This is a genomic window from Streptomyces sp. NPDC006551 (genome assembly GCF_040611675.1).
GTDB lineage: Bacteria > Actinomycetota > Actinomycetes > Streptomycetales > Streptomycetaceae > Streptomyces.
Window position 1 is genome coordinate 82,636 of record NZ_JBEXOT010000007.1, and the last position, 23,295, is coordinate 105,930.

19 protein-coding genes are annotated in these 23,295 nt (G+C 70.9%); 2 read left to right on the forward strand and 17 right to left on the reverse strand.

All coding sequences use genetic code 11. The features are described from left to right. Nucleotides 1-10: 10 nt before the first annotated feature. Nucleotides 11-1,150: a mechanosensitive ion channel domain-containing protein gene (locus tag ABZY12_RS10510; protein ID WP_356889010.1), complete on the forward strand. Its 1,140-nt coding sequence runs from the start codon at nucleotides 11-13 to the stop codon at nucleotides 1,148-1,150. Nucleotides 1,151-1,156: 6 nt separating this feature from the next. Here the strand turns inward: ABZY12_RS10510 and ABZY12_RS10515 are convergent, their stop codons facing one another. The 5 genes from ABZY12_RS10515 to ABZY12_RS10535 all read right to left on the reverse strand — a co-directional run bounded on the left by ABZY12_RS10515 (nucleotide 1,157) and on the right by ABZY12_RS10535 (nucleotide 6,224). Then, complete coding sequence (locus ABZY12_RS10515; protein WP_356888901.1) at nucleotides 1,157-2,743, reverse strand: Na+/H+ antiporter; 1,587 nt, start codon at nucleotides 2,741-2,743, stop codon at nucleotides 1,157-1,159. A gap of 148 nt (nucleotides 2,744-2,891) precedes the next feature. After that, complete coding sequence (locus ABZY12_RS10520; RefSeq protein WP_356888902.1) at nucleotides 2,892-3,359, reverse strand: GNAT family N-acetyltransferase; 468 nt, start codon at nucleotides 3,357-3,359, stop codon at nucleotides 2,892-2,894. Next, complete coding sequence (locus tag ABZY12_RS10525; RefSeq protein WP_356888903.1) at nucleotides 3,356-4,297, reverse strand: RluA family pseudouridine synthase; 942 nt, start codon at nucleotides 4,295-4,297, stop codon at nucleotides 3,356-3,358. The genes ABZY12_RS10520 and ABZY12_RS10525 overlap by 4 nt, the downstream gene beginning before the upstream one ends. 41 nt (nucleotides 4,298-4,338) lie before the next feature. Beyond that, on the reverse strand, nucleotides 4,339-4,905 hold the full coding sequence (lspA, locus tag ABZY12_RS10530) for a signal peptidase II (RefSeq protein WP_356888904.1): 567 nt from the start codon (nucleotides 4,903-4,905) through the stop codon (nucleotides 4,339-4,341). 62 nt (nucleotides 4,906-4,967) lie between these two features. Then, entirely contained in the window at nucleotides 4,968-6,224 is a 1,257-nt protein-coding gene (locus ABZY12_RS10535) for a histone H1-like repetitive region-containing protein (RefSeq protein ID WP_356888905.1), read from the reverse strand. Nucleotides 6,225-6,781: 557 nt separating this feature from the next. On the opposite strand from ABZY12_RS10535, the gene ileS reads away from it, so the two are divergent. Further along, nucleotides 6,782-9,925 carry an isoleucine--tRNA ligase gene (ileS, locus tag ABZY12_RS10540; RefSeq protein WP_356888906.1) on the forward strand — a complete coding sequence of 1,048 codons (3,144 nt, stop codon included), beginning with the start codon at nucleotides 6,782-6,784 and terminating at the stop codon, nucleotides 9,923-9,925. Nucleotides 9,926-10,780: 855 nt separating this feature from the next. Here ileS and ABZY12_RS10545 read toward each other — a convergent pair. The 12 genes from ABZY12_RS10545 to murF all read right to left on the reverse strand — a co-directional run bounded on the left by ABZY12_RS10545 (nucleotide 10,781) and on the right by murF (nucleotide 23,293). Then, nucleotides 10,781-11,875 carry a DivIVA domain-containing protein gene (locus ABZY12_RS10545; RefSeq protein WP_356888907.1) on the reverse strand — a complete coding sequence of 365 codons (1,095 nt, stop codon included), beginning with the start codon at nucleotides 11,873-11,875 and terminating at the stop codon, nucleotides 10,781-10,783. 55 nt (nucleotides 11,876-11,930) lie between these two features. After that, nucleotides 11,931-12,221 (reverse strand): YggT family protein, encoded by a 291-nt coding sequence (locus ABZY12_RS10550; protein WP_019885526.1) that lies wholly within the window; start codon nucleotides 12,219-12,221, stop codon nucleotides 11,931-11,933. A 77-nt stretch (nucleotides 12,222-12,298) separates the two neighbouring features. Continuing rightward, nucleotides 12,299-12,922, reverse strand: a complete 624-nt coding sequence (sepF, locus tag ABZY12_RS10555; RefSeq protein ID WP_356888908.1) for a cell division protein SepF — start codon at nucleotides 12,920-12,922, stop codon at nucleotides 12,299-12,301. Nucleotides 12,923-13,045: 123 nt separating this feature from the next. Beyond that, a complete protein-coding gene (locus tag ABZY12_RS10560; RefSeq protein WP_356888909.1) occupies nucleotides 13,046-13,765 on the reverse strand; it encodes a YggS family pyridoxal phosphate-dependent enzyme in 720 nt (239 codons plus the stop codon). A gap of 1 nt (nucleotide 13,766) precedes the next feature. Beyond that, entirely contained in the window at nucleotides 13,767-14,495 is a 729-nt protein-coding gene (pgeF, locus tag ABZY12_RS10565; RefSeq protein WP_356888910.1) for a peptidoglycan editing factor PgeF, read from the reverse strand. Further along, entirely contained in the window at nucleotides 14,492-15,700 is a 1,209-nt protein-coding gene (ftsZ, locus tag ABZY12_RS10570) for a cell division protein FtsZ (protein WP_356888911.1), read from the reverse strand. Before ftsZ ends, pgeF begins: the two co-directional genes overlap by 4 nt. Nucleotides 15,701-15,979: 279 nt before the next feature. Then, the gene (locus ABZY12_RS10575) at nucleotides 15,980-16,783 is read right to left on the reverse strand and encodes an FtsQ-type POTRA domain-containing protein (protein WP_356888912.1); all 804 of its coding nucleotides are present in this window, start codon (nucleotides 16,781-16,783) and stop codon (nucleotides 15,980-15,982) included. A gap of 88 nt (nucleotides 16,784-16,871) precedes the next feature. Beyond that, nucleotides 16,872-17,966 (reverse strand): undecaprenyldiphospho-muramoylpentapeptide beta-N-acetylglucosaminyltransferase, encoded by a 1,095-nt coding sequence (gene murG, locus ABZY12_RS10580; protein ID WP_356888913.1) that lies wholly within the window; start codon nucleotides 17,964-17,966, stop codon nucleotides 16,872-16,874. Between the two features lie 6 nt (nucleotides 17,967-17,972). After that, a complete protein-coding gene (ftsW, locus tag ABZY12_RS10585; RefSeq protein WP_356888914.1) occupies nucleotides 17,973-19,316 on the reverse strand; it encodes a putative lipid II flippase FtsW in 1,344 nt (447 codons plus the stop codon). 55 nt (nucleotides 19,317-19,371) lie between these two features. Then, nucleotides 19,372-20,820, reverse strand: coding sequence for a UDP-N-acetylmuramoyl-L-alanine--D-glutamate ligase (gene murD / locus ABZY12_RS10590; protein ID WP_356888915.1), 1,449 nt, complete (start codon nucleotides 20,818-20,820; stop codon nucleotides 19,372-19,374). Continuing rightward, nucleotides 20,802-21,872: a phospho-N-acetylmuramoyl-pentapeptide-transferase gene (gene mraY, locus ABZY12_RS10595; protein WP_356888916.1), complete on the reverse strand. Its 1,071-nt coding sequence runs from the start codon at nucleotides 21,870-21,872 to the stop codon at nucleotides 20,802-20,804. The genes murD and mraY overlap by 19 nt, the downstream gene beginning before the upstream one ends. Then, entirely contained in the window at nucleotides 21,869-23,293 is a 1,425-nt protein-coding gene (murF, locus tag ABZY12_RS10600; RefSeq protein ID WP_356888917.1) for a UDP-N-acetylmuramoyl-tripeptide--D-alanyl-D-alanine ligase, read from the reverse strand. The genes mraY and murF overlap by 4 nt, the downstream gene beginning before the upstream one ends. Between the last annotated feature and the right edge of the window lie 2 nt (nucleotides 23,294-23,295).

Below are 23,295 nucleotides of genomic sequence, written 5' to 3' on the forward strand. Positions count from 1 at the left end.
CGTGCGCCTCATGCTGGTCCTCGGAGGATCGGTCCTGCTCACCCTGCTGGCGGGCTGGCTCGCCGACCTGCTGCTGCGCCGAACCGACGCACGGCACCCGGACACCCCGCTGTGGGGGCTGCTCCGCCGCTGCCGGATTCCGCTCCAGGCGGTCCTGCTCACGGCCGTGCTGCGCGGCACCTACCGGGAGACGCGGTGGCCCCTCGTCGAGGAGCACGAGGCCGGCATCGGCCAGAGCCTGTCGCTCGTGCTGATCGGCTCCAGCGCCTGGCTGGTCACCAGGATCGCCGCGGCCGTCGTCGAGTCGTCCTTCGCCCGGTACGCCTCCATCAGCCGCGACCCGGCCCGCGTCCGCCGCGTACGGACCCAGGTCACGCTGATCATGAGGATCGTGACGGCGGTCGTCGCCGTGGTCGCCGTGGCGGCCATGCTGCTGACGTTCCCGGCCCTGCGCACCGTCGGCACCTCGATGCTGGCCTCCGCCGGCATCATCGGCATCGTGGCGGGCATCGCCGCCCAGTCCACCCTCGGCAACCTCTTCGCGGGCTTCCAGATCGCCTTCGGCGACATGGTCCGCATAGGGGACACCGTGGTGGTGGACGGTGAGTGGGGCGTGGTGGAGGAGGTCACCCTGACCTTCCTCGCCGTACGGACCTGGGACGAGCGCCGCATCACGATGCCGGTGTCGTACTTCACCAGCAAGCCCTTCGAGAACTGGTCGCGCGGCGGTGCCCAGATGACCGGCACGGTCTTCTTCCACCTGGACCACTTCGCTCCGGTCGCCGCGATGCGCGACAAGCTCAAGGAGATCCTGGCGGACTGCCCCGCCTGGGACGGCCGCGACTGGAGCCTGGCCGTCACGGACACCACCCCCAGCACCATCCAGGTGCGCGCCGTGGTCACGGCCAAGGACGCGGACGACGTGTGGACCGTGCGGTGCACCGTACGGGAACAGCTCATCGCCTGGCTGGCCGAGGAGTACCCGCACGCCCTGCCCCGGATCGCCGTGTCGGACGCCGTACCGCCGCCGCGAGACGCCGGAAGGCGTCTGGACGCGCCGCCGCCGCTCCCCGCCGAGATCCACAGCAACAACGCCGACGCCTACAGGAAGGACGGCGGCGACGAGCCGCCGCGCACCGGCCGGGGCTGAGGCACGTCACCGCATGCTGCGGACGTCGAGCTGCCGCAGCACCCGGTCGACCACCTCCGGGTCGGCGCCCGGCTCGCTGCGCGCCGACAGGACCTCGTGCCGGGCGGCCGACATCATCTCCCGCTGGATGCGCTGCACCACCTTGACCCGCTCCGCCCGCTCGGCGAAGGCCGCCCGCCGCTCCTCGTCGAGCATGTCCGGGCTGATCCGCGCCCCGATGTCGAACGCCCCGCGCAGCAGCCGCTCCTGGACCTCCTCGGGCAGCTCCTCGACGCTGTCGATCTCCTTCAGCCGGCGCTTGGCCGCCTTCGCCGCACGGAGGGCGAGTTCCCGCTCCAGCGCACGCTCGGCGTCCGCGTCGGCCCGCACGCCGAGCCGCTTGACCAGCCAGGGCAGGGTGAGGCCCTGGACGACGAGGGTGGCGATGATCACACAGAAGGCGATGAAGACGATCTGGTCGCGGCCGGGAAACGGAGAACCGTCCTCCGTACGCAGCGGGATGGCGAGCGCCAGCGCCACCGAGGCCACCCCCCGCATCCCGGACCACCACATGACGACGGTCTCCCGCCAGCTCACCGGGATCTCCTCCTCGTAGTCCCGGCGCGTGTGCAGCCGCTTCGCCAGCCAGGTCGCGGGCAGCAGCCACACCAGCCGTACGCCGACGACGACGCCGACCACGGCGGCGCCCCAGCCGAGCATCTCGCCGATCCGGTCCTCCGCCGTGCCGAAGACGTGGTGGAGTTCGAGGCCGATCAGCCCGAAGGCGATCCCGGTGACCAGGGTGTCGACGATCTGCCAGAACGTCTGCCCGGCGAGCCGGCCCATCACGTCGTCGGCGTCGACGGCGTGTTCGGCGAGGTAGAGGGCGACGACGAGAACGGCCAGGACGCCGGAGCCCCGCAGCTCCTCGGCGAGTACGTAGGCGACGAAGGGGACGAGCAGCGTGAGCCCGGTCTGCAGGGTGGCCTCGCCGAGGATCCCGATGAGCTTGTTGCTGAGCCAGCCGAGCCCGAGCCCGACGGCGACGGCGACGACGGCGGAGAGCACCAGCTCGGCGCCGGCACCCGCCCAGGAGAACGTCCCGCCGACGGCCGCCCCGATGGCCACGTGGTAGAGCACGATCGCCGTGACGTCGTTGAAGAGCCCCTCCCCCTCCAGGATCGAGACGAGCCGGCGCGGCAGCCCGAGCGATCCGGCGACGGCGGTCGCGGCGACCGGATCGGGCGGGGCGACGAGCGCGCCGAGCGCGACGGCGGCCGCGATGGGGAGCCCGGGGACGAGCGCGTTCGCCATGGCGGCGACGGCGGCGGTGGTGACGAAGACGAGCGCGACGGCGAGCAGGAAGATGGGCCGTCGGTTGGCGGCGAACTGCCGCCAGGAGGTGCGCTGTACGGAGGCGTAGAGGAGGGGCGGGAGGACGAGCGGAAGGATGTACTCGGGCGGGATCTCGACGTTCGGCACGAACGGCAGGAAGGCGAGCACGATCCCGATGAGGGTCATGAGCACCGGGGCCGGCAGCCCGAGCCGGTCACCGAGCGGCACGGTGAGGAGCGCCCCGAGCAACAACAGGAACAGCAGGGCCAATTGATCCACGGTGTGCCCTTCCGCCTTCCGGCGCGTCGACGACGAGGGTCTCCACCCTGCCACGCACCGGTTCGGATCCGGACAAACCGGCGTACGACGCCGCTCACCCTGCCCGCCCGCGAGCTTCGCGAGCCCGGCGGGAAGGGCGAGATACGGCCTACAGCGCCCGGCGCATCGCGCGGTGCGGGATGCCCGCGTCCGGGAACTCCGGTCCGTACGCCTCGTAGCCGAGCCGCTCGTAGAAGCCGAGCGCGTGTGTCTGGGCGTGGAGGTCCACGGCCTTCAGACCACGCTCGCGCGCGGCGTCCTCGATCGCGCGGACCAGCGCCGCGCCGACGCCGAGACCGCGCGCCGCCCGGGAGACGGCGAGCCGGCCCAGGGAGCCCACGGACGCGTCGCCGCCGGTCTTGCCGGCCGCGTCCGCGCCGTACAGGAGCCGGCCCGTGCCCAGCGGCAGCCCGTCCTCGCGGACGGCGAGGACGTGCACCGCCGTCGCGTCGTACGCGTCGTACTCGATCTCCCGCGGCACGTTCTGCTCGACGACGAAGACGTCCCTGCGCACCGCGAAGCAGGCGTCCCGGTCGTCCTGACCGAGCGCCTCCCGTACGGAGAAACCGACGCTCACTCGCTCTCCGCGGCGATCTTGTCGAGGGCGTTCCGCAGGTCGGCCGGGTACGTGCTCTCGAACTCGACCCACTGCCCGTCCGACGGGTGCTCGAAGCCGAGCCGCACGGCGTGCAGCCACTGCCGGGTGAGGCCGAGGCGCTTGGCCATGGTGGGGTCGGCGCCGTACGTGACATCGCCGACGCACGGGTGGCGGTGGGCCGACATGTGCACCCGGATCTGGTGCGTACGGCCGGTCTCCAGCTTGATGTCGAGCAGCGAGGCCGCCCGGAACGCCTCGATGAGGTCGTAGTGGGTCACCGACGGCTTGCCCTCGGCGGTCACGGCCCACTTGTAGTCGTGGTTCGGGTGCCGGCCGATCGGCGCGTCGATCGTGCCGCTCATCGGATCCGGGTGACCCTGCACCAGCGCGTGGTAGCGCTTGTCGACGACGCGCTCCTTGAACTGCGCCTTGAGCAGGGTGTACGCCCGCTCCGACTTGGCGACCACCATCAGCCCGGAGGTGCCGACGTCGAGGCGGTGCACGATCCCCTGGCGCTCGGCGGCGCCGGAGGTGGAGATGCGGTATCCGGCGGCGGCGAGGCCGCCGATGACGGTGGTGCCGGTCCAGCCGGGGCTGGGGTGCGCGGCCACACCGACCGGCTTCATGATCACGACGATGTCGTCGTCGTCGTGGACGATCTCCATGCCCTCGACGGGCTCGGCCACGATCTGCACCGGCGCCGCGGCGCCGGGCATCTCGACCTCGAGCCAAGCGCCACCGCTGACCCGCTCGGACTTGCCGACGACGGAGCCGTCGACCTGGACCTTCCCGGAGGCGGCCAGTTCGGCCGCCTTCGTACGGGAAAACCCGAACATACGGGCGATGGCGGCGTCGACGCGCTCGCCCTCAAGGCCGTCGGGAACGGGCAGCGTGCGGATCTCGGGACTGGTACTCACCCGTCGAGTATGCCTTGTGTCGGCTCCGCCCTGTCCCGAGGTCAGTCCTTGTGGACGGTCCCGTCCGGGTCCAGACCGCGGAACGAAAGGATCACGATCAGGATGCCGCCGCACACGATCGCGGAGTCGGCGAGGTTGAAGACGGCGAAGTGCGCGGGCGCGATGAAGTCGACGACCGCGCCCTCGAAGACGCCGGGCGAGCGGAAGATCCGGTCGGTGAGGTTGCCGAGCGCACCGCCCAGGAGCAGGCCGAGCGCGATCGCCCAGGGCAGGCTGTAGAGCTTGCGCGCCAGCCGGATGATCACGACGATCACCGCCGCCGCGATGCAGGTGAAGATGACCGTGAAGGCCTCACCCATGCCGAAGGCGGCGCCGGGGTTACGGATCGCGTGGAACGTCAGCAGGTCGCCGACGACGCGGATCGGCTCGTGGCCCTCCAGCTTGGCGACCACGAGCATCTTGCTGCCGAGGTCGAGGAGGTACGCGACCAGCGCCACCACGAACAGCGCGACGATCCTGCGCCTGCCCTTCGGCCGCTCGCCCGGTGCCTCGCTCTCGTCGGCCCCTGCCGAATCCGGCGTACCGATGATGCGCTCCGCCTCTACCACGTGAGTCCCTCAACCTAGGTGCCTGACTGCCCCCGAGGGTACGGCACCGGGGTACGCGGGCGTCAGCCCCGGCGCTCCTGCTTCTGCTTGTCCTCGACGCACAGCGTGGCCCGTGGGAAGGCCTGCATGCGTGCCTTGCCGATGGGCTTGCCGCAGACCTCGCAGAGGCCGTACGTGCCCGCGTCGAGCCGCTCCAGAGCGTGCTCGGTCTGCTCCAGCATCTCGCGGGCGTTGGCGGCCAGCGCCAGCTCGTGCTCGCGGGTGATGTTCTTCGTGCCGGTGTCGGCCTCGTCGTGCCCGGCGCCGTCCCCGGGGTCCCGCATGAGACCGGTCAGCTCCTCCTGGGAGTGGAGCAGCTCGGTACGGAGCCTGAGCACCTCGCTCTCGAGCCCGGAGCGGGCTTCCGTGACCTCCTCGGGCGTCCAGGGGTCCTCCCCCGGGCGCACGGCGAGGTCGCCGGCCCGGGCCTGGGGCACCGCGGCCTCGTCCTCGGCCGTCGTGACGCCACCCGCGGTCTTCTTCGCTGCCACCGTCATGGCTCCTGTCTGCTCCACCTGCGCCGCGGTAGCGGCCTTCTTCTTGCTCCCGGCCTTGCCGGCCGGATTCTTCTCGACGACCGTCTTCTCGGCCGGGGCTTCCTTGGCGGCGGTCTTCTTCGCCGGGGTCTTCCGAGCTCTCGGGGCGGCCGGCTTCTCGGCCGGGGCCTGCGTCGGGGCCGCCTTATCGGCCGGGGCCTTCTTGGCCGCGGTCTTCTTGGCGGGGGTCTTCTTGGCGGGTGTCTTCGCCGCGACCGCCTTTTTCGCGGGAGCCTCCTTGGTCGCCGCCTTCTTGGCGGGAGCCTCCTTGGTCGCCGCCTTCTTGGCGGGCACCTCCTTGGCAGCCGCCTTCCCGGCGGCGGTCTTCTTGGCGACCGCCTTCTTGGCCGGGACATCCTTGACCGCCGTCTTCTTGACCTCCTCCTTCCTGGCCGGTGCCTCCTTGGCCGGGGCCTTCTTGGCCGGGGCCTTCTTGCCGGTCGTCTTCTTCGCCGCCTCCTCGGGAACCGCCTCCTCGGGAACCGCCTTCTTCGCCGCCGCCTTCCCCGCCGGGGCCTTCTTCACCGCCGCCTTCCTCGCCGGGGCCGCGGCCACCTTCTTCGCGGCCCTGTCCGAGGCGGTGGCCTTGGCCGTGCTCCTAGCCGTGCTCTTGCGTGCCGGGGCCGTCGCGTCCGCCCTCTTCGTGACCGTCGACTTCTTGCCGGTCACGTCCTTGGCCGACCCGCCCGCGCCGGCGGAACCGGTGGCCGAGGTCTTCTTCGCGGCGGTCTTCTTCGCCACCATGTCGCGGCCCCTTCACATTTTGTGATCTTGCTCGCGAATCGTGCTGGGACGATAAATCGGCCCAAGGCCCGCGGCAACGGGGCACGCCGCCGTTTTCGGACCCGCCCATGCCTCTGGCACGGCGAGCCTGCATCCGTTGTGCCCAGCTCCCCGCCCGGTAATCACGCCCCGCGCTCCCCCACATGGCCCCGCCGAACTCCACGGCACCTCATGTGGCCATTCGGGTCACCGGAAAACCGGTCTGCCGCGCCGCCCCGGGGCCCGTACACTGGGCGCAGCGAAAGGCTTGGATGGGGACGAGTAGCGTCGTACGCAGCCATGAGCGACCCGGGGACGGTGAGAGCCCGGGGGCGAGCCCGATGTGAAGCATCACCCCGGAGCCGCCGGAAGAACGCCGTGGGGCAGCCCTCGGCCAGTAGAACCGGCATCGCGACCCCAATGAGGGGGCCACGGGCATCCGCCCGGGGCCAAGGAGGGTGGTACCGCGGGAGCCGCGCAGCACGGCGCTCTCGTCCCTCCGGACGGAAACGAAGCAGTCCGCCGGAGGAAGCTCGCCGATGAAACCGCCGCAGTACCGCCAGGTGCCCGCCCAGGTCGACCTGCCCGCGCTCGAGCACGCCGTGCTCGATTTCTGGCGCGAGAGCAAGGTCTTCGCCAAGACCCTGGAGCAGTCCGAGGGCCGCCCCGAGTGGGTGTTCTACGAAGGCCCGCCCACCGCCAACGGCATGCCCGGCGCCCACCACATCGAGGCCCGCGTCTTCAAGGACGTCTTCCCCCGCTTCCGGACCATGCGCGGCTACCACGTGGCCCGTAAGGCCGGCTGGGACTGCCACGGCCTGCCGGTCGAGCTCGCCGTCGAGAAGGAGCTCGGCTTCTCCGGCAAGAAGGACATCGAGGCGTACGGCATCGCCGCGTTCAACGACAAGTGCCGGGAGTCCGTGACCCGCCACACCGACGCCTTCGCCGAGCTGACGACCCGGATGGGCTACTGGGTGGATCTGGACGACGCGTACCGGACGATGGACCCCGAGTACATCGAGTCGGTCTGGTGGTCGCTCAAGCAGATCTTCGACAAGGGCCTGCTCGTCCAGGACCACCGCGTCGCCCCCTGGTGCCCGCGCTGCGGCACCGGCCTGTCGGACCACGAGCTGGCGCAGGGGTACGAGACGGTCGTCGACCCGTCGGTCTTCGTCCGCTTCCCGCTGACCTCCGGCCCGCTCGCCGGGGAGGCGGCGCTCCTCGTCTGGACGACCACGCCCTGGACCCTGGTCTCGAACACGGCGGTCGCGGCCCACCCCGAGGTCACCTACGTCGTGGCGTCGAACGGCGAGGAGAAGCTGGTCGTCGCCCAGCCGCTCCTGGAGAAGGCGCTCGGCGAGGGCTGGGTGACCACCGGCGAGTCCTTCACCGGCGCAGAGATGGAGCGCTGGACGTACCAGCGCCCCTTCGAGCTGGTCGAGTTCCCGGCCGAGGCGCACTACGTCGTGAACGCGGAGTACGTCACGACCGAGGACGGTACGGGTCTGGTCCACCAGTCCCCCGCGTTCGGTGAGGACGACCTCAAGGTCTGCCGCTCCTACGGCCTGCCGGTCGTGAACCCGGTCCGCCCCGACGGCACCTTCGAGGAGGACGTGCCGCTGGTCGGCGGCGTCTTCTTCAAGAAGGCCGACGAGCAGCTCACGGCCGACCTGGGCGCGCGCGGCCTGCTCTTCCGGCACGTTCCGTACGAGCACAGCTACCCGCACTGCTGGCGCTGCCACACGGCGCTGCTGTACTACGCGCAGCCGTCCTGGTACATCCGTACGACCGCCGTGAAGGACCGCCTTCTCGAGGAGAACGAGAACACGAACTGGTTCCCGGACTCGGTCAAGCACGGCCGGTTCGGCGACTGGCTGAACAACAACATCGACTGGGCGCTCTCCCGCAGTCGCTACTGGGGCACGCCGCTGCCGCTGTGGCGCTGCGAGGACGACCACCTCACGTGCGTGGGCTCGCGCGCCGAGCTGACCGAGCTGACGGGCACGGACCAGTCCGAGCTCGACCCGCACCGCCCGTACATCGACGACGTCACCTTCCCGTGCACGGCGGAGGGCTGCGCGAAGACGGCCACGCGCGTGCCGGAGGTCATCGACGCCTGGTACGACTCGGGTTCGATGCCGTTCGCGCAGTGGGGCTACCCGTACAAGAACAAGGAGCTGTTCGAGAGCCGCTACCCGGCGCAGTTCATCTCCGAGGCCATCGATCAGACGCGCGGCTGGTTCTACACGCTGATGGCGGTCGGCACGCTCGTCTTCGACAAGTCCTCGTACGAGAACGTGGTCTGCCTCGGCCACATCCTCGCCGAGGACGGCCGCAAGATGTCGAAGCACCTGGGCAACATCCTCCAGCCGATCCCGCTGATGGACCAGCACGGCGCGGACGCGGTCCGCTGGTTCATGGCGGCCGGCGGCTCGCCGTGGGCGGCCCGCCGGGTCGGCCACGGCACGATCCAGGAGGTCGTGCGCAAGACGCTTCTGACGTACTGGAACACGGTCGCCTTCCAGGCGCTGTACGCCCGTACGTCGAACTGGGCGCCGTCCGCGGCCGACCCGGCGCCGGCCGACCGCACGGTCCTGGACCGCTGGCTGCTGAGCGAGCTCAACGCGCTCGTGGACCAGGTGACGCAGTCGCTGGAGGCGTACGACACCCAGCGGGCCGGCAAGCTCATCTCGTCCTTCGTCGACGACCTGTCGAACTGGTACGTGCGTCGTTCGCGGCGCCGGTTCTGGCAGGGCGACAAGGCGGCCCTGCGCACCCTCCACGACGTCGTGGAGACCGTGACCCGTCTCATGGCCCCGCTCACCCCCTTCATCACGGAGCGGGTGTGGCAGGACCTCGTGGTTCCGGTGACGCCGGAGGCGCCGGAGTCGGTGCACCTCTCCACCTGGCCGGAGGCCGACACGTCCGCGATCGACCCGGAGCTGTCGCAGCAGATGCTGCTGGTCCGCCGCCTGGTCGAGCTGGGCCGCGCGACGCGCGCCGAGTCGGGCGTGAAGACCCGCCAGCCGCTCTCCCGGGCCCTGGTCGCGGCGACGGGCTTCTCCGCCCTCTCGCCGGAGCTGCGGGCCCAGATCACGGAGGAGCTGAACGTCTCCTCGCTGGCCTCGCTGAGCGAGGTCGGCGGCTCGCTCGTCGACACGACGGCGAAGGCGAACTTCCGGGCGCTCGGGAAGCGTTTCGGCAAGGGCGTCCAGGACGTGGCGAAGGCGGTCGCGGCGGCGGACGCGGCGGCGCTGTCGCTGGCGCTGCGCTCCGGCGAGGCGGTCCTCTCGGTGAACGGCGAGGACATCACGCTCTCCCCGGAGGAGGTCATCATCACGGAGACCCCCCGGGAGGGCTGGTCGGTCGCCTCGGACGCGGGTGCGACGGTCGCCCTGGACCTGGAGATCACCCCGGAGCTGCGGCGGGCGGGCCTGGCCCGTGACGCGATCCGCCTGATCCAGGAGGCCCGCAAGAACAGCGGCCTGGACGTGGCGGACCGGATCGCGCTGCGCTGGACGTCCACGGACGAGGAGGTCACCTCGGCGCTCACGGACCACGCGTCCTTGATCGCGGACGAGGTCCTGGCGACGGACTTCGCCTCGACGGAAGCGGACGCCACCTACGGCACCCCCTTCACGGACGAGGGCCTCTCCCTGACGTTCCGCCTCCGCAAGGCGTAACACCCACGCCGCGCCCCAAGGCCCGCCACCACAAGGTGGCGGGCCTTCTCCGTCCCGGAGAGCAGACGCCTCCCGCTCGACGCGAAGCTGCCGCCCCGGCGCGCGGCTCGCCGCGAAGCCACCCGCTCGCCCCAGCGCGTCCGGCGGCGCGAAGCTGCCACCCCCCGGAGGTCGGGGCGCCGGAGCCACCCCCTCCCTCCGGGGCCCGGGACGGAGCCCCGGTTCCGCGCGGCGCGAAGCTGCCGACCTCCGGCACGCGGACTCGCCGCGAAGCGACCGCCCCACACACGTCCGGCGGCGCCAAGGTGCCACCCCTGGCGCGCGGCTCGCCGCGAAGCCACCCGCTCGCCCCAGCGCGTCCGGCGGCACGAAGCTGCCACCCCCCGAAGGTCGGGGCGCCGGAGCCACCCCCTCCCTCCGGGGCCCAGGGCGGAGCCCCAGTTCCGCGCGGCGCGAAGCTGCCGACCTCCGACAGGCGAACTCCGCCGCGAAGCGACCCCCCGCCCCGGCGGTGCGACGCCGCCGCACCCGCGGAGCCGCGCGAGTTCCTCCCATCCGGGGCCCGGGACCGAGCCCCGGTTCCGCGCGGCGCGAAGCTGCCGACCTCCGACACGCGGACTCGCCGCGAAGCGATCCCCCGCCCCGGCGGTGCGACGCCGCCGCACCCGCGGAGCCGCCGCAGGGGCCTCCCCCTCCGGGGTTCCCCCACGCCCCTGGGCGTAGGGGGACAGGTGGGGGGAGCCCCGCCGCAGGCGTCCCCGCCCCGCCCACGGCAAAGGGCCGGGCCCCTGGTTTCCCAGGGGCCCGGCCCTCAGCCTGCCGACGGCTACGCGCTCATCGCGCGACCCGCCGCCGTCAGTTGTCGTCCTCGTCGATCAGGAAGCCGCGCATCGGCGCCGGCGCCTGCTGCATCGGCTGCGGCGCCTGCGGCCGCACCGGTGCCATCGGCTGGGTCATCGCCGGGGACATCTGCTGCTGGCCACCGTAGGACGGGGCACCGCCCATCGACGGGCCACCGCCCATCGTGCCGTTCCCGCCGTACGACGGGGCACTCGCGCCCGCCGAGGCCATCGAGGGCGACGGCGGCAGGGAGGCGGTCGCCGGCGTCCGCGGCGGAGCCAGCGAGTCGTCGGCCTGGGTCTCCAGCTGACGCAGCTGCGACTCGAGGTAGGACTTCAGCCGCGTGCGGTACTCGCGCTCGAAGCCGCGCAGGTCCTCGACCTTGCGCTCCAGCGTCGCGCGGGCGGACTCCAGCGAGCCCATCGCGACGCGGTGCTTCTCCTGCGCGTCCCGCTCCAGCGCGTCGGCCTTGGCGCGGGCGTCCCGCTCCAGGCCCTCGGCGCGCGAACGAGCCTCGCCGACGATCTTGTTGGCCTCGGAACGGGCCTCCGCGATCGCCTGGTCGGCCGTCTGCTGGGCCAGCGAGAGCACACGCGCGGCGCTGTCTCCGCCCGGGCCCTGGCCCGGCTGCGGAAGCTGCTGCTGCATCTGCTGCTGCGGGTGACCCATGGGGCCGCCCATCGGCTGGCCCATCGGGCCGCCCTGCATCTGGCCGGGGCCGCCCATGGGGCCGCCCTGCATCGGGCCCGGGCCGTGGCCACCGGGACCGGCGGGAAGCTGCGGGGCACCGGAGGGCAGCTGCGGCGGACCCATCTGCGGGGGCTGCTGCTGGACCGGCGGTCCGGATATGGCGGCGGGCACCGGGGCCCCGGGACCGACGGGACGATCCTGCTGCTCCGGGGGCTTGCGCATGCCCTGCTGCTGGTTCTGCGCGGCGGCACGCGTCGCGGCGGCCAGCTTCGCGCGCAGGTCCTCGTTCTCGCGGAGCAGGCGGGTCAGTTCGGCTTCGACCTCATCGAGGAAGGCATCGACCTCGTCCTCGTCATAGCCTTCTCGAAGGCGGACGGTCGTGAACTGCTTGTTCCGCACGTCCTCGGGGGTCAGCGGCATCTCTTCTTCACCTCTACGTAGTCGTCGGCAGTCGGCAAGACCGTATCGTCCACATTCACCTCGCGAAGCTGCTCACGATGGAGATCAGGATGTAGACGATGATCATCAGAACGAAGAAGGACAGGTCGAGTGCCACGCCCCCGAGACGCAGCGGCGGAATGAACCGCCGCAGAAGCTTGAGCGGTGGATCGGTGACAGTGTAGGTGGCCTCCAGAACGACCACCATCGCCTTTCCGGGTTGCCATGAACGGGCGAATTGGAAGACGTAGTCCATGACCAACCGGAAGATCAGCACGATGAGGAAGCACATCAGCGCGATGTAGACCACCTGTAGTGCGACGCCCATCCCGCGCTTCCCTCTCCCCTGGCTCTCGTACTCTCGCTTGACCGGCCTCTCGGCCGGGCCGTACCGGTGTCGTGTTCTCAGCTCTGGTTGAAGAATCCGCCCTCTGCGATGCGGGCCTTGTCCTCCGCCGTGACATCGACGTTAGCAGGCGACAACAGGAACACCTTCTGCGTCACGCGCTCAATGCTGCCATGGAGCCCGAAGACGAGTCCGGCGGCAAAGTCGACAAGTCGCTTCGCATCCGTGTCGTCCATCTCCGTGAGGTTCATGATCACCGGGGTGCCTTCGCGGAAGTGTTCCCCGATGGTACGGGCCTCGTTGTAGGTCCGCGGGTGCAGCGTGGTGATGCGGTAGGGCTCCCGCTCGGACACGACCTTGGGCATGATCACCGGTGCGTTCTTCTCCAGGCTCGGACGTTCGGGTGTGATGGATGCCACGGGAGCGATACGCGCGGGACGTCCGCTTTCGGCGGAAAGTGGGACGGAATGCGCGACCGGTTCACGCGGCGCGGGCTGCTGCACCACACGCACCGGCTCCTCCCGCTCCACCTGGCGCGGGGGCTGGTGGTGGCGCCGGTCACGCTCGGGCTCCGGCTCCAGCTCGGGTTCGAAGTCGTCGTCGGGGTCGAAGCCCCGGCCGTCGTACCCATCGTCCTCCACGAGGCCGAGGTAGACCGCCATCTTGCGCATCGCGCCGGCCATTCTCTGAGTCCTCCGCTCTGTGGTGGATCGGCCTCGTCACCAAGTGCCCGCGATCCACGAGGTCTGCCCGCCATCAGCGGGAATGACCATATTTTCTGCTGTGGTCCGACTTGCTTCGCGACGTTACCCGAGCCTGGGGCGGACACCCAGTACCGCCGTACCGATGCGCACATGTGTCGCTCCGGCCGCCACGGCCTCCTCGAGGTCCGCACTCATCCCCGCGGACACCATGTTCGCAGCCGGACGGGTCGCGCGCAGGGCAGTCGACAAATCCATCAGCCGCTCGAACGCCGCACGTTGCCGCCCCGCGTAGGGGCCGGCGAGCGGCGCGACGGTCATCAGTCCGTCGAGCCTGAGTCCCGGAGCGGCGTCCACGGCGGCGGCCAACTCCTCGATGCCGTCCGGCGCCACGCCGCCGCGCTCGCCCCGCTCGCCCGACTCGGCGTCGAGGGCGACCTGGACGAGACAGCCGAGCTCGCGCCCGGCCTTCTCCGTCGCCGTCGACAGCGCGGTGACGAGCTTCAAGCGGTCGACGGACTGCACGACATCCGCATAACTCGTCACAGAACGGACCTTATTGGTCTGCAACTGACCGACGAAATGCCAGCGGAGGTCCAGATCCGCACACGCGGCGGCCTTGGGGGCCGCGTCCTGGTCCCGGTTCTCGGCGACGTCGCGCACGCCGAGTTCGTGCAGCAACCGGACGTCGCTCGCGGGGTAGGTCTTGGTGACCACGATCAGGGTCACGTCCTCCCGCTTGCGCCCGGCCGCGGCGCAGGCGGCAGAGATACGTTCCTCCACCCGTGCCAGGTTTTCGGCGAGTTCCGTCTTACGATCCGTCATATCAGTCCAACCAGACATATCCCGCGAGTCGCCCCGTGGTGCGATCGCGGCGGTACGAGAAGTGGTCGCCCGACTCCCGGGTGCAGACCTCACTGACCTGCCGGTCGGTGACACCGAGCCGTTCGAGCTGGGCGTGCACCCCGGCGGTGACGTCGACGGCCGGGGTTCCCCAGCTCGTCTCCGCGAAGGCGGCCGGCTCGACCGCCGCGACCTGCGCCCGCATCTCCTCGGGCACTTCGTAGCAGCGTCCACAGACGGCGGGTCCGGTACGGGCGGTGATACGGGACGGCTCCGCGCCGAGTTCGATCATGGCCCGCACGGCGGCCGGGACGACCCCCGCCACCATCCCGGGCCGCCCGGCGTGGGCGGCGGCCGCCACTCCGGCCACCGGGTCGGCGAGCAGGACGGGTGTGCAGTCGGCGGTGAGGACCGCGAGGGCGAGTCCGCGCCTGGCGGTGACGATCGCGTCGACCTCCGGAACGGGGCGCTCGCCCCACGGTCCGTCGACCACCGCCACCTCGCGGCCGTGCACCTGGTTCATCCAGACGACCTGGCCGGGGTCGAGCCCCAGGGCCGCGGCCGCCTTGGCCCGGTTGGCCGCGACGGCTTCGGGGTCGTCCCCCACCGCGCCGCCGAGGTTGAGCTCCTCGTACGGAACGGCGCTCACCCCGCCCCACCTGTCGGTGAAAGCGAAGTGCGCGCCGCTCACGGGGTCGAGCCGGTCTATCACTTCAGGAAGTCCGGAACGTCCAGCTCTTCGGCCGACGTGTCCGGGTACGGGCGGGCCGGCGGAACCACCGGCGGCGTCACCGGCGGCTGCGGGGTCTCGTTGACCGCCGGCGCCGGCTCGGCCGACGGGGCCGGCTCGTCCCGCGAGGTGACCGTGCCGAGGCCGCCGAGCGGACGCTCGGTGGCGCGCGGCGCCGGGGCCGGCTCCTCGCGCTTGGCCGAGGCCGAGCTGAGGACGTTGTCCCGGCGGGCGGGCGGCTGGCCGCCGTCGAACCCGGCCGCGATGACCGTGACCCGCACCTCGTCGCCCAGGGCGTCGTCGATGACGGCACCGAAGATGATGTTGGCCTCGGGGTGGGCGGCCTCGCTCACCAGCTGCGCGGCCTCGTTGATCTCGAAGAGACCGAGGTCCGAGCCGCCAGAGATGGAGAGCAGCACACCGCGGGCACCGTCGATGGACGCCTCCAGGAGCGGCGAGGAGATCGCCATCTCGGCCGCGGCCACCGCGCGGTCGTCGCCGCGGGCGGAACCGATGCCCATGAGGGCCGAACCGGCCTCGGACATGACCGACTTGACGTCGGCGAAGTCGAGGTTGATCAGACCGGGGGTGGTGATGAGGTCGGTGATGCCCTGCACACCGCTCAGCAGCACCTGGTCGGCCGACTTGAAGGCGTCGAGCACGGAGACCTGGCGGTCCGAGATCGAGAGCAGCCGGTCGTTCGGGATGACGATGAGGGTGTCGACCTCTTCGCGGAGTTCGGCGATGCCGTCCTCCGCCTGGTTGGCCCGGCGGCGACCCTCGAAGGTGAACGGCCGGGTGACCACACCGATCGTCAGGGCGCCGAGCGAGCGCGCGATGTTGGCGACGACGGGCGCGCCGCCGGTGCCGGTGCCGCCACCTTCGCCGGCGGTGACGAAGACCATGTCGGCCCCCTTGAGGACCTCCTCGATCTCCTCACGGTGGTCCTCTGCCGCCTTGCGACCGACTGCCGGGTTGGCCCCGGCCCCGAGGCCGCGGGTGAGTTCACGACCGACGTCGAGCTTGACGTCGGCGTCGCTCATCAACAGGGCTTGCGCGTCCGTGTTGATCGCGATGAACTCGACGCCCTTGAGACCGACCTCGATCATTCGGTTGATGGCATTGACACCACCGCCGCCGACACCGATGACCTTGATGACTGCGAGGTAGTTCTGCGGTGCTGCCACGTCGAAGGCCTCTCGCCTCGAGTTACGTGTCGCCGCTTCGCGGTGGTAGTCGCGCTGCGACGACGGATGCCGATGGGACGGTCCGAAACGCCGACCCCAACCCTAACGTTGAAGTTTAGGGTTACCAGTGTCTCTGTTCGCTGGACTCTTCCGAACAGGACACTAAGTCGACAAGTGGCGCACGTTCAACGAACACGCCGAACCTCCCGTTTTTCTTTTCACCCTATGTGATCACCCGTAGCGCTGGCCAACCAGGGTGCTGGCCAGCGGTGATGCGCGTCAACTCGCTGACGACGCAGGGGCGGTGGGGGCACTCACATCGAAGTGCCCCGCTTTGGGTGTTGCTTTCATCAGGGCGGTGAGTACGCGGGCCTTGACCGCACCGTCCTCGCCGCTGCCCCAGAAGACCGTGCGCTCGCCGCTGAGCTCCAGGGTGATGGAGTCGTACGAGGCGACCCGGACGACACGCGTGTCCGCGCGGATCTTTCCGGGGAGTTCGCCCGTCGCGCGTACGGCTTCGAGCAGCAGACGGTCCCCGTCGAAGCGTCGCAGACTCGGCGACGAGGCGATGTCCAGAACGACTTTCGGTACGCCGGCGGGCGCCTTGTCGACGGTGGCGAAACGGGTTCCGGAGGAGTCCACTTCGGTGAACTTTCCGCCCTTTTCCACCAGCAGAACCGGCTTCCGTTCTGTCACTTTCAGACTGATTCCCTGCGGCCAGGAGCGCTCGACCTCCACTGTGTCGATACGGGGAAATTTCTCCAGAAGTCGTTCCTCGATCACCCCCGTGTCGACGGAGATCAGCGGAGCTCCGATCGGTACGGCTGCGACCGACTCCACCTCACGCGGCGTCAGAACCTCGGTGCCGGAGGCCGACACCCGTTCCACCCGCAACCAGCTCGATCCGTAGAGCACCCAGATTCCGCCCGCCACGAGCGCGATCAGCGCCAGTGCGATCATCAGCCCGCGCGGGCCGGGCACCCGCAACCGGCGCTCCCGGGAACCCGGACGGGGCGGCCGCTCCGACGACCTCTTCGGTTCGCTCGTACCGCTCTTCTCGGCGGTCGTCGGTCCGGCTGCCACCTGGCGTCTCCTGCCTTCCGTCTCTTCGAGGCTCGGCTCGCCTCCGGGGCGCCATCGGCGCCCCTTCGGCTCGCTCGCCCGCCGCTCCTTACGCCTGTCCGCGTGCGGCGATCGCCTCGTAGACCATGCCGACGAGCAGGTCGTCGGCATCCCTGCGGCCGAACTCGGCGGCGGCGCGGGACATCTCGTACAGTCGGTGCGGATCGGCCAGCACGGGCAGGACGTTGCTCTGCACCCACTGCGGCGACAGCTCCGCGTCGTCGACGAGGAGTCCGCCGCCGGCCTTGACCACCGGCTGGGCGTTGAGCCGCTGTTCGCCGTTGCCGATGGGCAACGGGACATAGGCGGCGGGCAGCCCGACGGCGGAGAGCTCCGCGACGGTCATCGCGCCCGCGCGACAGAGCATCATGTCGGCCGCTGCGTACGCGAGATCCATCCGGTCCACGTACGGTACCGGCACGTACGGCGGCATTCCGGGCATGTTGTCGACGCGCGGCAGTTCGTTCTTGGGACCGACCGCGTGCAGGATCTGGATGCCCGAGCGCTGGAGCACCGGGGCGATCTGCTGGACGACCTCGTTGAGCCGGCGTGCGCCCTGCGAGCCGCCGGAGACCAGCAGCGTCGGCAGGTTCGGGTCGAGCCCGAACGCGGCGCGCGCCTCGGGCCGGACCCGGGCCCGGTCGAGGGTGGCGATCGTGTGCCGCAGCGGGATCCCGATGTAGCGGGCGTTACGCAGCTTGGAGTCCGGGGTGGCGACGGCGACCCCGGCCGCGTACCGCGAGCCGATCTTGTTGGCCAGGCCGGGCCTGGCGTTGGCCTCGTGGACGACGATCGGCACCCCGAGCCGCTTGGCGGCCAGATAGCCGGGCAGCGCCACATAGCCGCCGAAGCCGACCACGCAGTCCGCCTTGGTCCGCTCCAGGATCTGCTCGGCCGCCTTGATCGTGCCGCGCAGCCGTCCGGGGACGGTGATCAGCTCGGGGGTGGGCTTGCGGGGCAGCGGCACGGCGGGGATGAGCGCCAACTCGTAGCCCCGCTCGGGCACGAGCCGGGTCTCCAGACCCTTCTCCGTGCCGAGCGCCGTGATTCCCACGCTCGGGTCCTGCCTGCGCAGGGCGTCCGCGAGGGCGAGCGCGGGCTCGATGTGGCCGGCGGTCCCCCCACCGGCGAGTACGACATGCACCGAAATTCACCGCTCTCCGGACGGACGCTTCTTGACGCGCCGTCGCATCGACTTCCATCTCACCCCGGCCCGCTTGCCCCAGCCGGGGCGCCGCATGGCCAGGGCCGCTTTCGCCGCGGGTTCCTGTCGCGCGAAGGCGATCAGCAGCCCGACGGCGAACATGGTCGGCAGCAGGGCCGACCCTCCGTAGGAGAACAGCGGGAGCGGGACTCCGGCGATCGGCAGCAGACCGAGCACCGCACCGATGTTGATCACGGCCTGCGCCGTGATCCAGGTGGTCACGCCTCCCGCGGCGTACCTCACGAAGGGGTCCTCCGTGCGTCCGGCCACGCGGATACCCGCATAGCCTAGAGCCGCGAACAGGGCGAGTACCGACAGCGTCCCCGCCAGACCCAATTCCTCACCGGTGACGGCGAAGATGAAGTCGGTGTGCGCTTCGGGTAGTTGGCCCCATTTTTCCACACTGGCGCCCAACCCGGAACCGAACCATCCGCCCGACGCCAGAGCATAGATGCCGTGCGCGGCCTGCCAGCAGGGGTCCCCCTCGCCGCCGGGCTCGCTCGCCCCGATACAGGCGAACCGCCGCATCCGGTTGGGGCTCGTCTTGATGAGCAGGATCCCTATGGCGGCCGCGACGGCGAGGACACCGGCGAAGAGCCGGGTGGGTGCGCCGGCGGTCCACAGCAGCCCGAAGAGGATCGCCGTGAGAATGATCGCGGTGCCCATGTCGCCGCCGAGCATGATCAGCCCGAGCAGCAGGAAGGCGCCGGGGACCAGCGGCACGAGCATGTGCTTCCACTGGGTCAGCAGCCGCATGTCCTGCTTGCGGGCGAGGAGATCCGCGCCCCAGAGGATCAGCGCCAGCTTGCCGAACTCGCTGGGCTGGAGCTGAAACGGTCCGCCCAGATAGATCCAGTTCTGGTTGCCGTTGACCGCGTGCCCTATCCCGGGGATCTGGACGAGCACCATCAGGAAGACGGTGCCGACGATGAGCGGGTAGGCGAGCGCGCGGTGCAGCTTGACCGGCATCCGGGAGGCCAGGAACAACAGCCCCGCGCCGATGAGCGCGGCCAGGAACTGCTTGCCGAAGAAGTACGAGGGAGCCAGTTCGTAGCGGAGGGCGGTGATCATCGACGCGGAGTAGACCATCACCAGTCCGAGGGTGGTGATGAGCAGCCCGGCGCCGAGGATCACGTAGTACGCGGTCAGCGGCCGGTCCCAGGCACGGCGCGCCCGCTCGTACAGCTGCCGTACCCCGCCACCGCCGCCGGGTTTCCGGGGCGGCGCGGGCGCGCGGCCCCCGCCGCGTACGGCGGACGGCCGGCGTGGCCCGGCGGTTCTGCTCGGCATGGTCGCTGTGCCCTCCGGTCGTGCCCGGCGCGGCCGGACCTGTTGGCTGGTCAGGTCAGGCGCGCCCGGTGGCGGCGAGGGCGCGGACCGCGTCCGCGAACGCCTCGCCCCGCTTGTTGTAATTGGCGAACATGTCCATCGAGGCGCAGGCCGGTGCCAGCAGAACCGTGTCACCCGGCCGGGCGAGCCCAGCCGCCTCCTGGACCGCCGCAGACATCGCCCCAGTGTCGGTCCGGTCGAGCTCCACCACCGGGACCTCGGGGGCGTGTCGCGCCAGGGCTTCGCGGATCAGGGCGCGGTCGGCGCCGATGAGCACGACCCCGCGCAGGCGCTCGGCCGACTTCTGGACCAGTTCGTCGAAGGTCGCGCCCTTGGCGAGTCCGCCGGCGATCCAGACGATCGGGTCGTAGGCGGCCAAGGAGGCTTCCGCCGCGTGCGTGTTGGTGGCCTTGGAGTCGTCGACGTACACGACGCCGTCGACGTCCTCGACCAGTTCGATGCGGTGCGGGTCGGGCCGGAAGGCTCGCAGTCCGTCCCGTACGGCCTTGGGCTCGACGCCGAAGGCGCGGGCCAGGGCGGCCGCGGCGAGCGCGTTGGCGACGTTGTGGGGCGCCGGGGGCTGGACGTCGGCCACCTCCGCCAGCTCCTGGGCCTGCTTCTGCCGGTTCTCGACGAAGGCGCGGTCGACCAGGATGCCCTCGACGACGCCGAGCTGGGAGGGGCCGGGGGTGGAGAGGGTGAAGCCGATCGCCCGGCAGCCCTCCTCGACGTCGGCCTCGCGCACCAGGTCCTCGGTGGCTTTGTCGGCGACGTTGTAGACGCAGGCGACGGTGTTGCCCTCGTAGATCCGGCCCTTGTCGGCGGCGTACGCCTCCATGGAGCCGTGCCAGTCGAGGTGGTCGGGCGCCAGGTTGAGCACCACCGCCGAGTGGGCGCGCAGCGAGGGCGCCCAGTGGAGCTGGTAGCTGGAGAGTTCGACGGCGAGCACGTCGTACGTCTCGTCGCCGAGGACGGCGTCGAGGAGCGAGACGCCGATGTTGCCGACGGCGGCGGTCCGCAGACCGGCCGCCTCCAGGATCGAGGCGAGCATCCGTACGGTCGTGGTCTTGCCGTTGGTGCCGGTGACCGCGAGCCAGGGAGCGGCTCCGGGGCCCCGGAGCCGCCAGGCCAGCTCGACGTCGCCCCAGACCTCCACGCCCGCCTCGGCGGCGGCAGCGAAGAGGGGCTTGTCGGGCCGCCAGCCGGGCGTGGTGACGATCAGCTCGGTGCCTTCGGGCAGCGTCGCACCGTCGCCGAGGCGGACGGTGATCCCCTCGGCCTCCAGTTCGGCCGCCTGCGCCCGGGAGCGCTCGTCGTCACCGTCGTTGACGACGGTCACGACCGCGCCGAGGCCGTGCAGGACCCGGGCGGCGGGGATCCCGCTGACGCCCAGACCCGCGACGGTGACGTGCCTGCCCTGCCAGTCGGCAGCCTGCTGATCCGTGCTCACTTCTCTGATGCCCATCCCGCGTAGAAGAGGCCGAGGCCGACGATCACGCACATGCCCTGGATGATCCAGAAGCGGACCACCACAAGGACTTCGGACCAACCCTTGAGTTCGAAGTGGTGCTGGAGCGGTGCCATCCGGAAGACCCGCTTGCCGGTCATCTTGAACGAACCGACCTGGATGACCACGGACATGGTGATCAGCACGAACAGACCGCCGAGCAGGGCGATCAGCAGCTCCGTACGGGAGCAGATGGCGAGACCGGCGAGCGCGCCGCCGAGGGCCAGCGAACCGGTGTCACCCATGAAGATCTTGGCGGGCGAGGTGTTCCACCACAGGAAGCCGAAGCAGGCGCCCATCAGCGCGGAGGCGACGACCGCGAGGTCGAGCGGATCGCGCACCTCGAAGCAGGCGTTGGGGTTCGTCAGGTCCATCGCGTTGGCGCAGGACTCCTGGAACTGCCACAGACCGATGAAGGTGTACGCGCCGAAGACCATCACCGACGCGCCGGTGGCCAGGCCGTCCAGACCGTCCGTCAGGTTCACGCCGTTGGACATGGCCAGGATCATGAAGAGCGCCCAGACCACGAACAGCACCGGCCCGATGGACCAGCCGAAGTCGGCGATGAAGGAGAGCTTCGTCGAGGCCGGGGTCAGCCCGCGCAGGTCGGCGAACTGCAGCGAGAGCACCGCGAAGGCGATGCCGACGATCAGCTGGCCGGCCATCTTCGCCTTGGCCCGCAGACCCAGCGAGCGCTGCTTGACGATCTTGATGTAGTCGTCGAGGAAGCCGACCAGACCCATGCCGGCCATCAGGAAGAGCACCAGTACACCCGAGTACGTCGGGTCCTCACCGGTGATGACCTTGGCGAGCGCGTACGCGATGAGCGTGGCCAGGATGAAGGAGATGCCGCCCATGGTGGGCGTGCCCTTCTTGCCCGCGTGGCCGCGGGGGCCGTCGTCGCGGATGAACTGGCCATAACCCTTGCGGGCGAGCAGCTTGATGAGCAGCGGGGTGCCGATCAGGGTCAGGAAGAGCCCGATGGCCCCCGCGAAGAGGATCTGCCTCATCGGCCGGCAACCTCGCCCTCGGAGTCGAGCAGTGCCAGGGCGACCTGTTCGAGACCGACCGACCTCGAAGCCTTCACCAGCACGACGTCTCCCGGGCGCAGCTCACTGCGCAACAGGTCGACCGCCGCCTGCGCGTCGGACACGTGCACCGACTCCTCACCCCACGAACCCTCGTTATATGCGCCCAGTTGCAGCCAGGACGCTTCCCTGTCCCCGACCGCGACGAGCTTGCTGACGTTGAGCCGGACGGCGAGCCGTCCGACCGCGTCGTGCTCGGCGAGCGATGCGTCACCGAGCTCGGCCATCTTGCCGAGCACCGCCCACGTGCGGCCCCCCTGGACCTGTGCGGCCCTGCCCATGGCCGCGAGCGCGCGCAGAGCGGCTCGCATGGACTCGGGGTTCGCGTTGTAGGCGTCGTTGACGATCGTCACGCCGTCCGGACGCTCGGTGACCTCCATGCGCCAGCGCGACAGGGTGCCTGCCTCGGAGAGCGCGGTGGCGATCTCCTCGACGGGCATGCCCAGCTCATGGGCGACGGCGGCCGCGGCGAGCGCGTTCGACACGTGGTGCTCACCGTACAGGCGCAAGGTCACGTCACTGCACCCGGTGGGTGTGTGAAGACTGAAAGAGGGCTGTCCGTTCTCTGTGAGCCGGACATTCTCGGCACGTACGTCGGATTCGCGTGCCTCTCCGAAGAGCGTCACGCGCGCCCGGGTGCGCGAGGCCATGGCCCGCACGAGCGGGTCGTCGGCGTTGAGGATCGCCACGCCCCCCTTGTCGGCCGGGGGAAGCGCCTCGACGAGCTCGCCCTTGGCCTGGGCGATCTGCTCCCGGCCGCCGAACTCGCCGATGTGGGCGCTGCCCACGTTGAGGACGACTCCGATGCGCGGCGGGGTCAGTTCGGTGAGGTAGCGGATGTGGCCGATCCCGCGGGCGCCCATCTCGAGGACCAGGTGCTGGGTCTCGTCACCGGCCCGCAGCGCGGTCAGCGGCAGCCCGATCTCGTTGTTGAGCGAGCCGGGCGTCCACACGGTGGGGCCGTGGCGCTCCAGGACCTGGGCGATCAGGTCCTTGGTGGAGGTCTTGCCCGCGGAGCCGGTGAGCGCCACGACGTCGGTGCCGAGGCGTTCGACGACGGTGCGGGCGAGGGCTCCGAGCGCCGTCTGGACGTCGTCCACGACGATGGCCGGGACGCCGACGGGTCGGGTGGCCAACACGGCGGCCGCGCCCGCCTCGACGGCGCGCTCGGCGTAGTCGTGGCCGTCGACGCGCTCGCCCGCGAAGGCGGCGAAGAGGCTGCCGGTCTTCACCTCGCGGGAGTCGATGACGACGGGACCGGTGACCAGCACGGCCGGATCCGGTATGTCGTACGACTGCCCGCCGACGATGTCTGCGATCTCGGCGAGGGAGAGGGCGATCACAA

What these genes read in the sequence shown, in the direction of transcription:
- ABZY12_RS10550 (WP_019885526.1), bottom strand. Translation starts at nt 12,221, where the DNA reads ATGGGCGTCGCACTACAGGTGGTCTACATCGCGCTGATGTGCTTCCTC.
- murD (WP_356888915.1), bottom strand. Translation starts at nt 20,820, where the DNA reads ATGGGCATCAGAGAAGTGAGCACGGATCAGCAGGCTGCCGACTGGCAG.
- sepF (WP_356888908.1), bottom strand. Translation starts at nt 12,922, where the DNA reads ATGGCCGGCGCGATGCGCAAGATGGCGGTCTACCTCGGCCTCGTGGAG.
- ileS (WP_356888906.1), top strand. Translation starts at nt 6,782, where the DNA reads ATGAAACCGCCGCAGTACCGCCAGGTGCCCGCCCAGGTCGACCTGCCC.
- ABZY12_RS10560 (WP_356888909.1), bottom strand. Translation starts at nt 13,765, where the DNA reads ATGACGGATCGTAAGACGGAACTCGCCGAAAACCTGGCACGGGTGGAG.
- mraY (WP_356888916.1), bottom strand. Translation starts at nt 21,872, where the DNA reads ATGAGGCAGATCCTCTTCGCGGGGGCCATCGGGCTCTTCCTGACCCTG.
- ABZY12_RS10510 (WP_356889010.1), top strand. Translation starts at nt 11, where the DNA reads ATGCTGGTCCTCGGAGGATCGGTCCTGCTCACCCTGCTGGCGGGCTGG.
- ftsW (WP_356888914.1), bottom strand. Translation starts at nt 19,316, where the DNA reads ATGCCGAGCAGAACCGCCGGGCCACGCCGGCCGTCCGCCGTACGCGGC.
- ABZY12_RS10535 (WP_356888905.1), bottom strand. Translation starts at nt 6,224, where the DNA reads ATGGTGGCGAAGAAGACCGCCGCGAAGAAGACCTCGGCCACCGGTTCC.
- ABZY12_RS10545 (WP_356888907.1), bottom strand. Translation starts at nt 11,875, where the DNA reads ATGCCGCTGACCCCCGAGGACGTGCGGAACAAGCAGTTCACGACCGTC.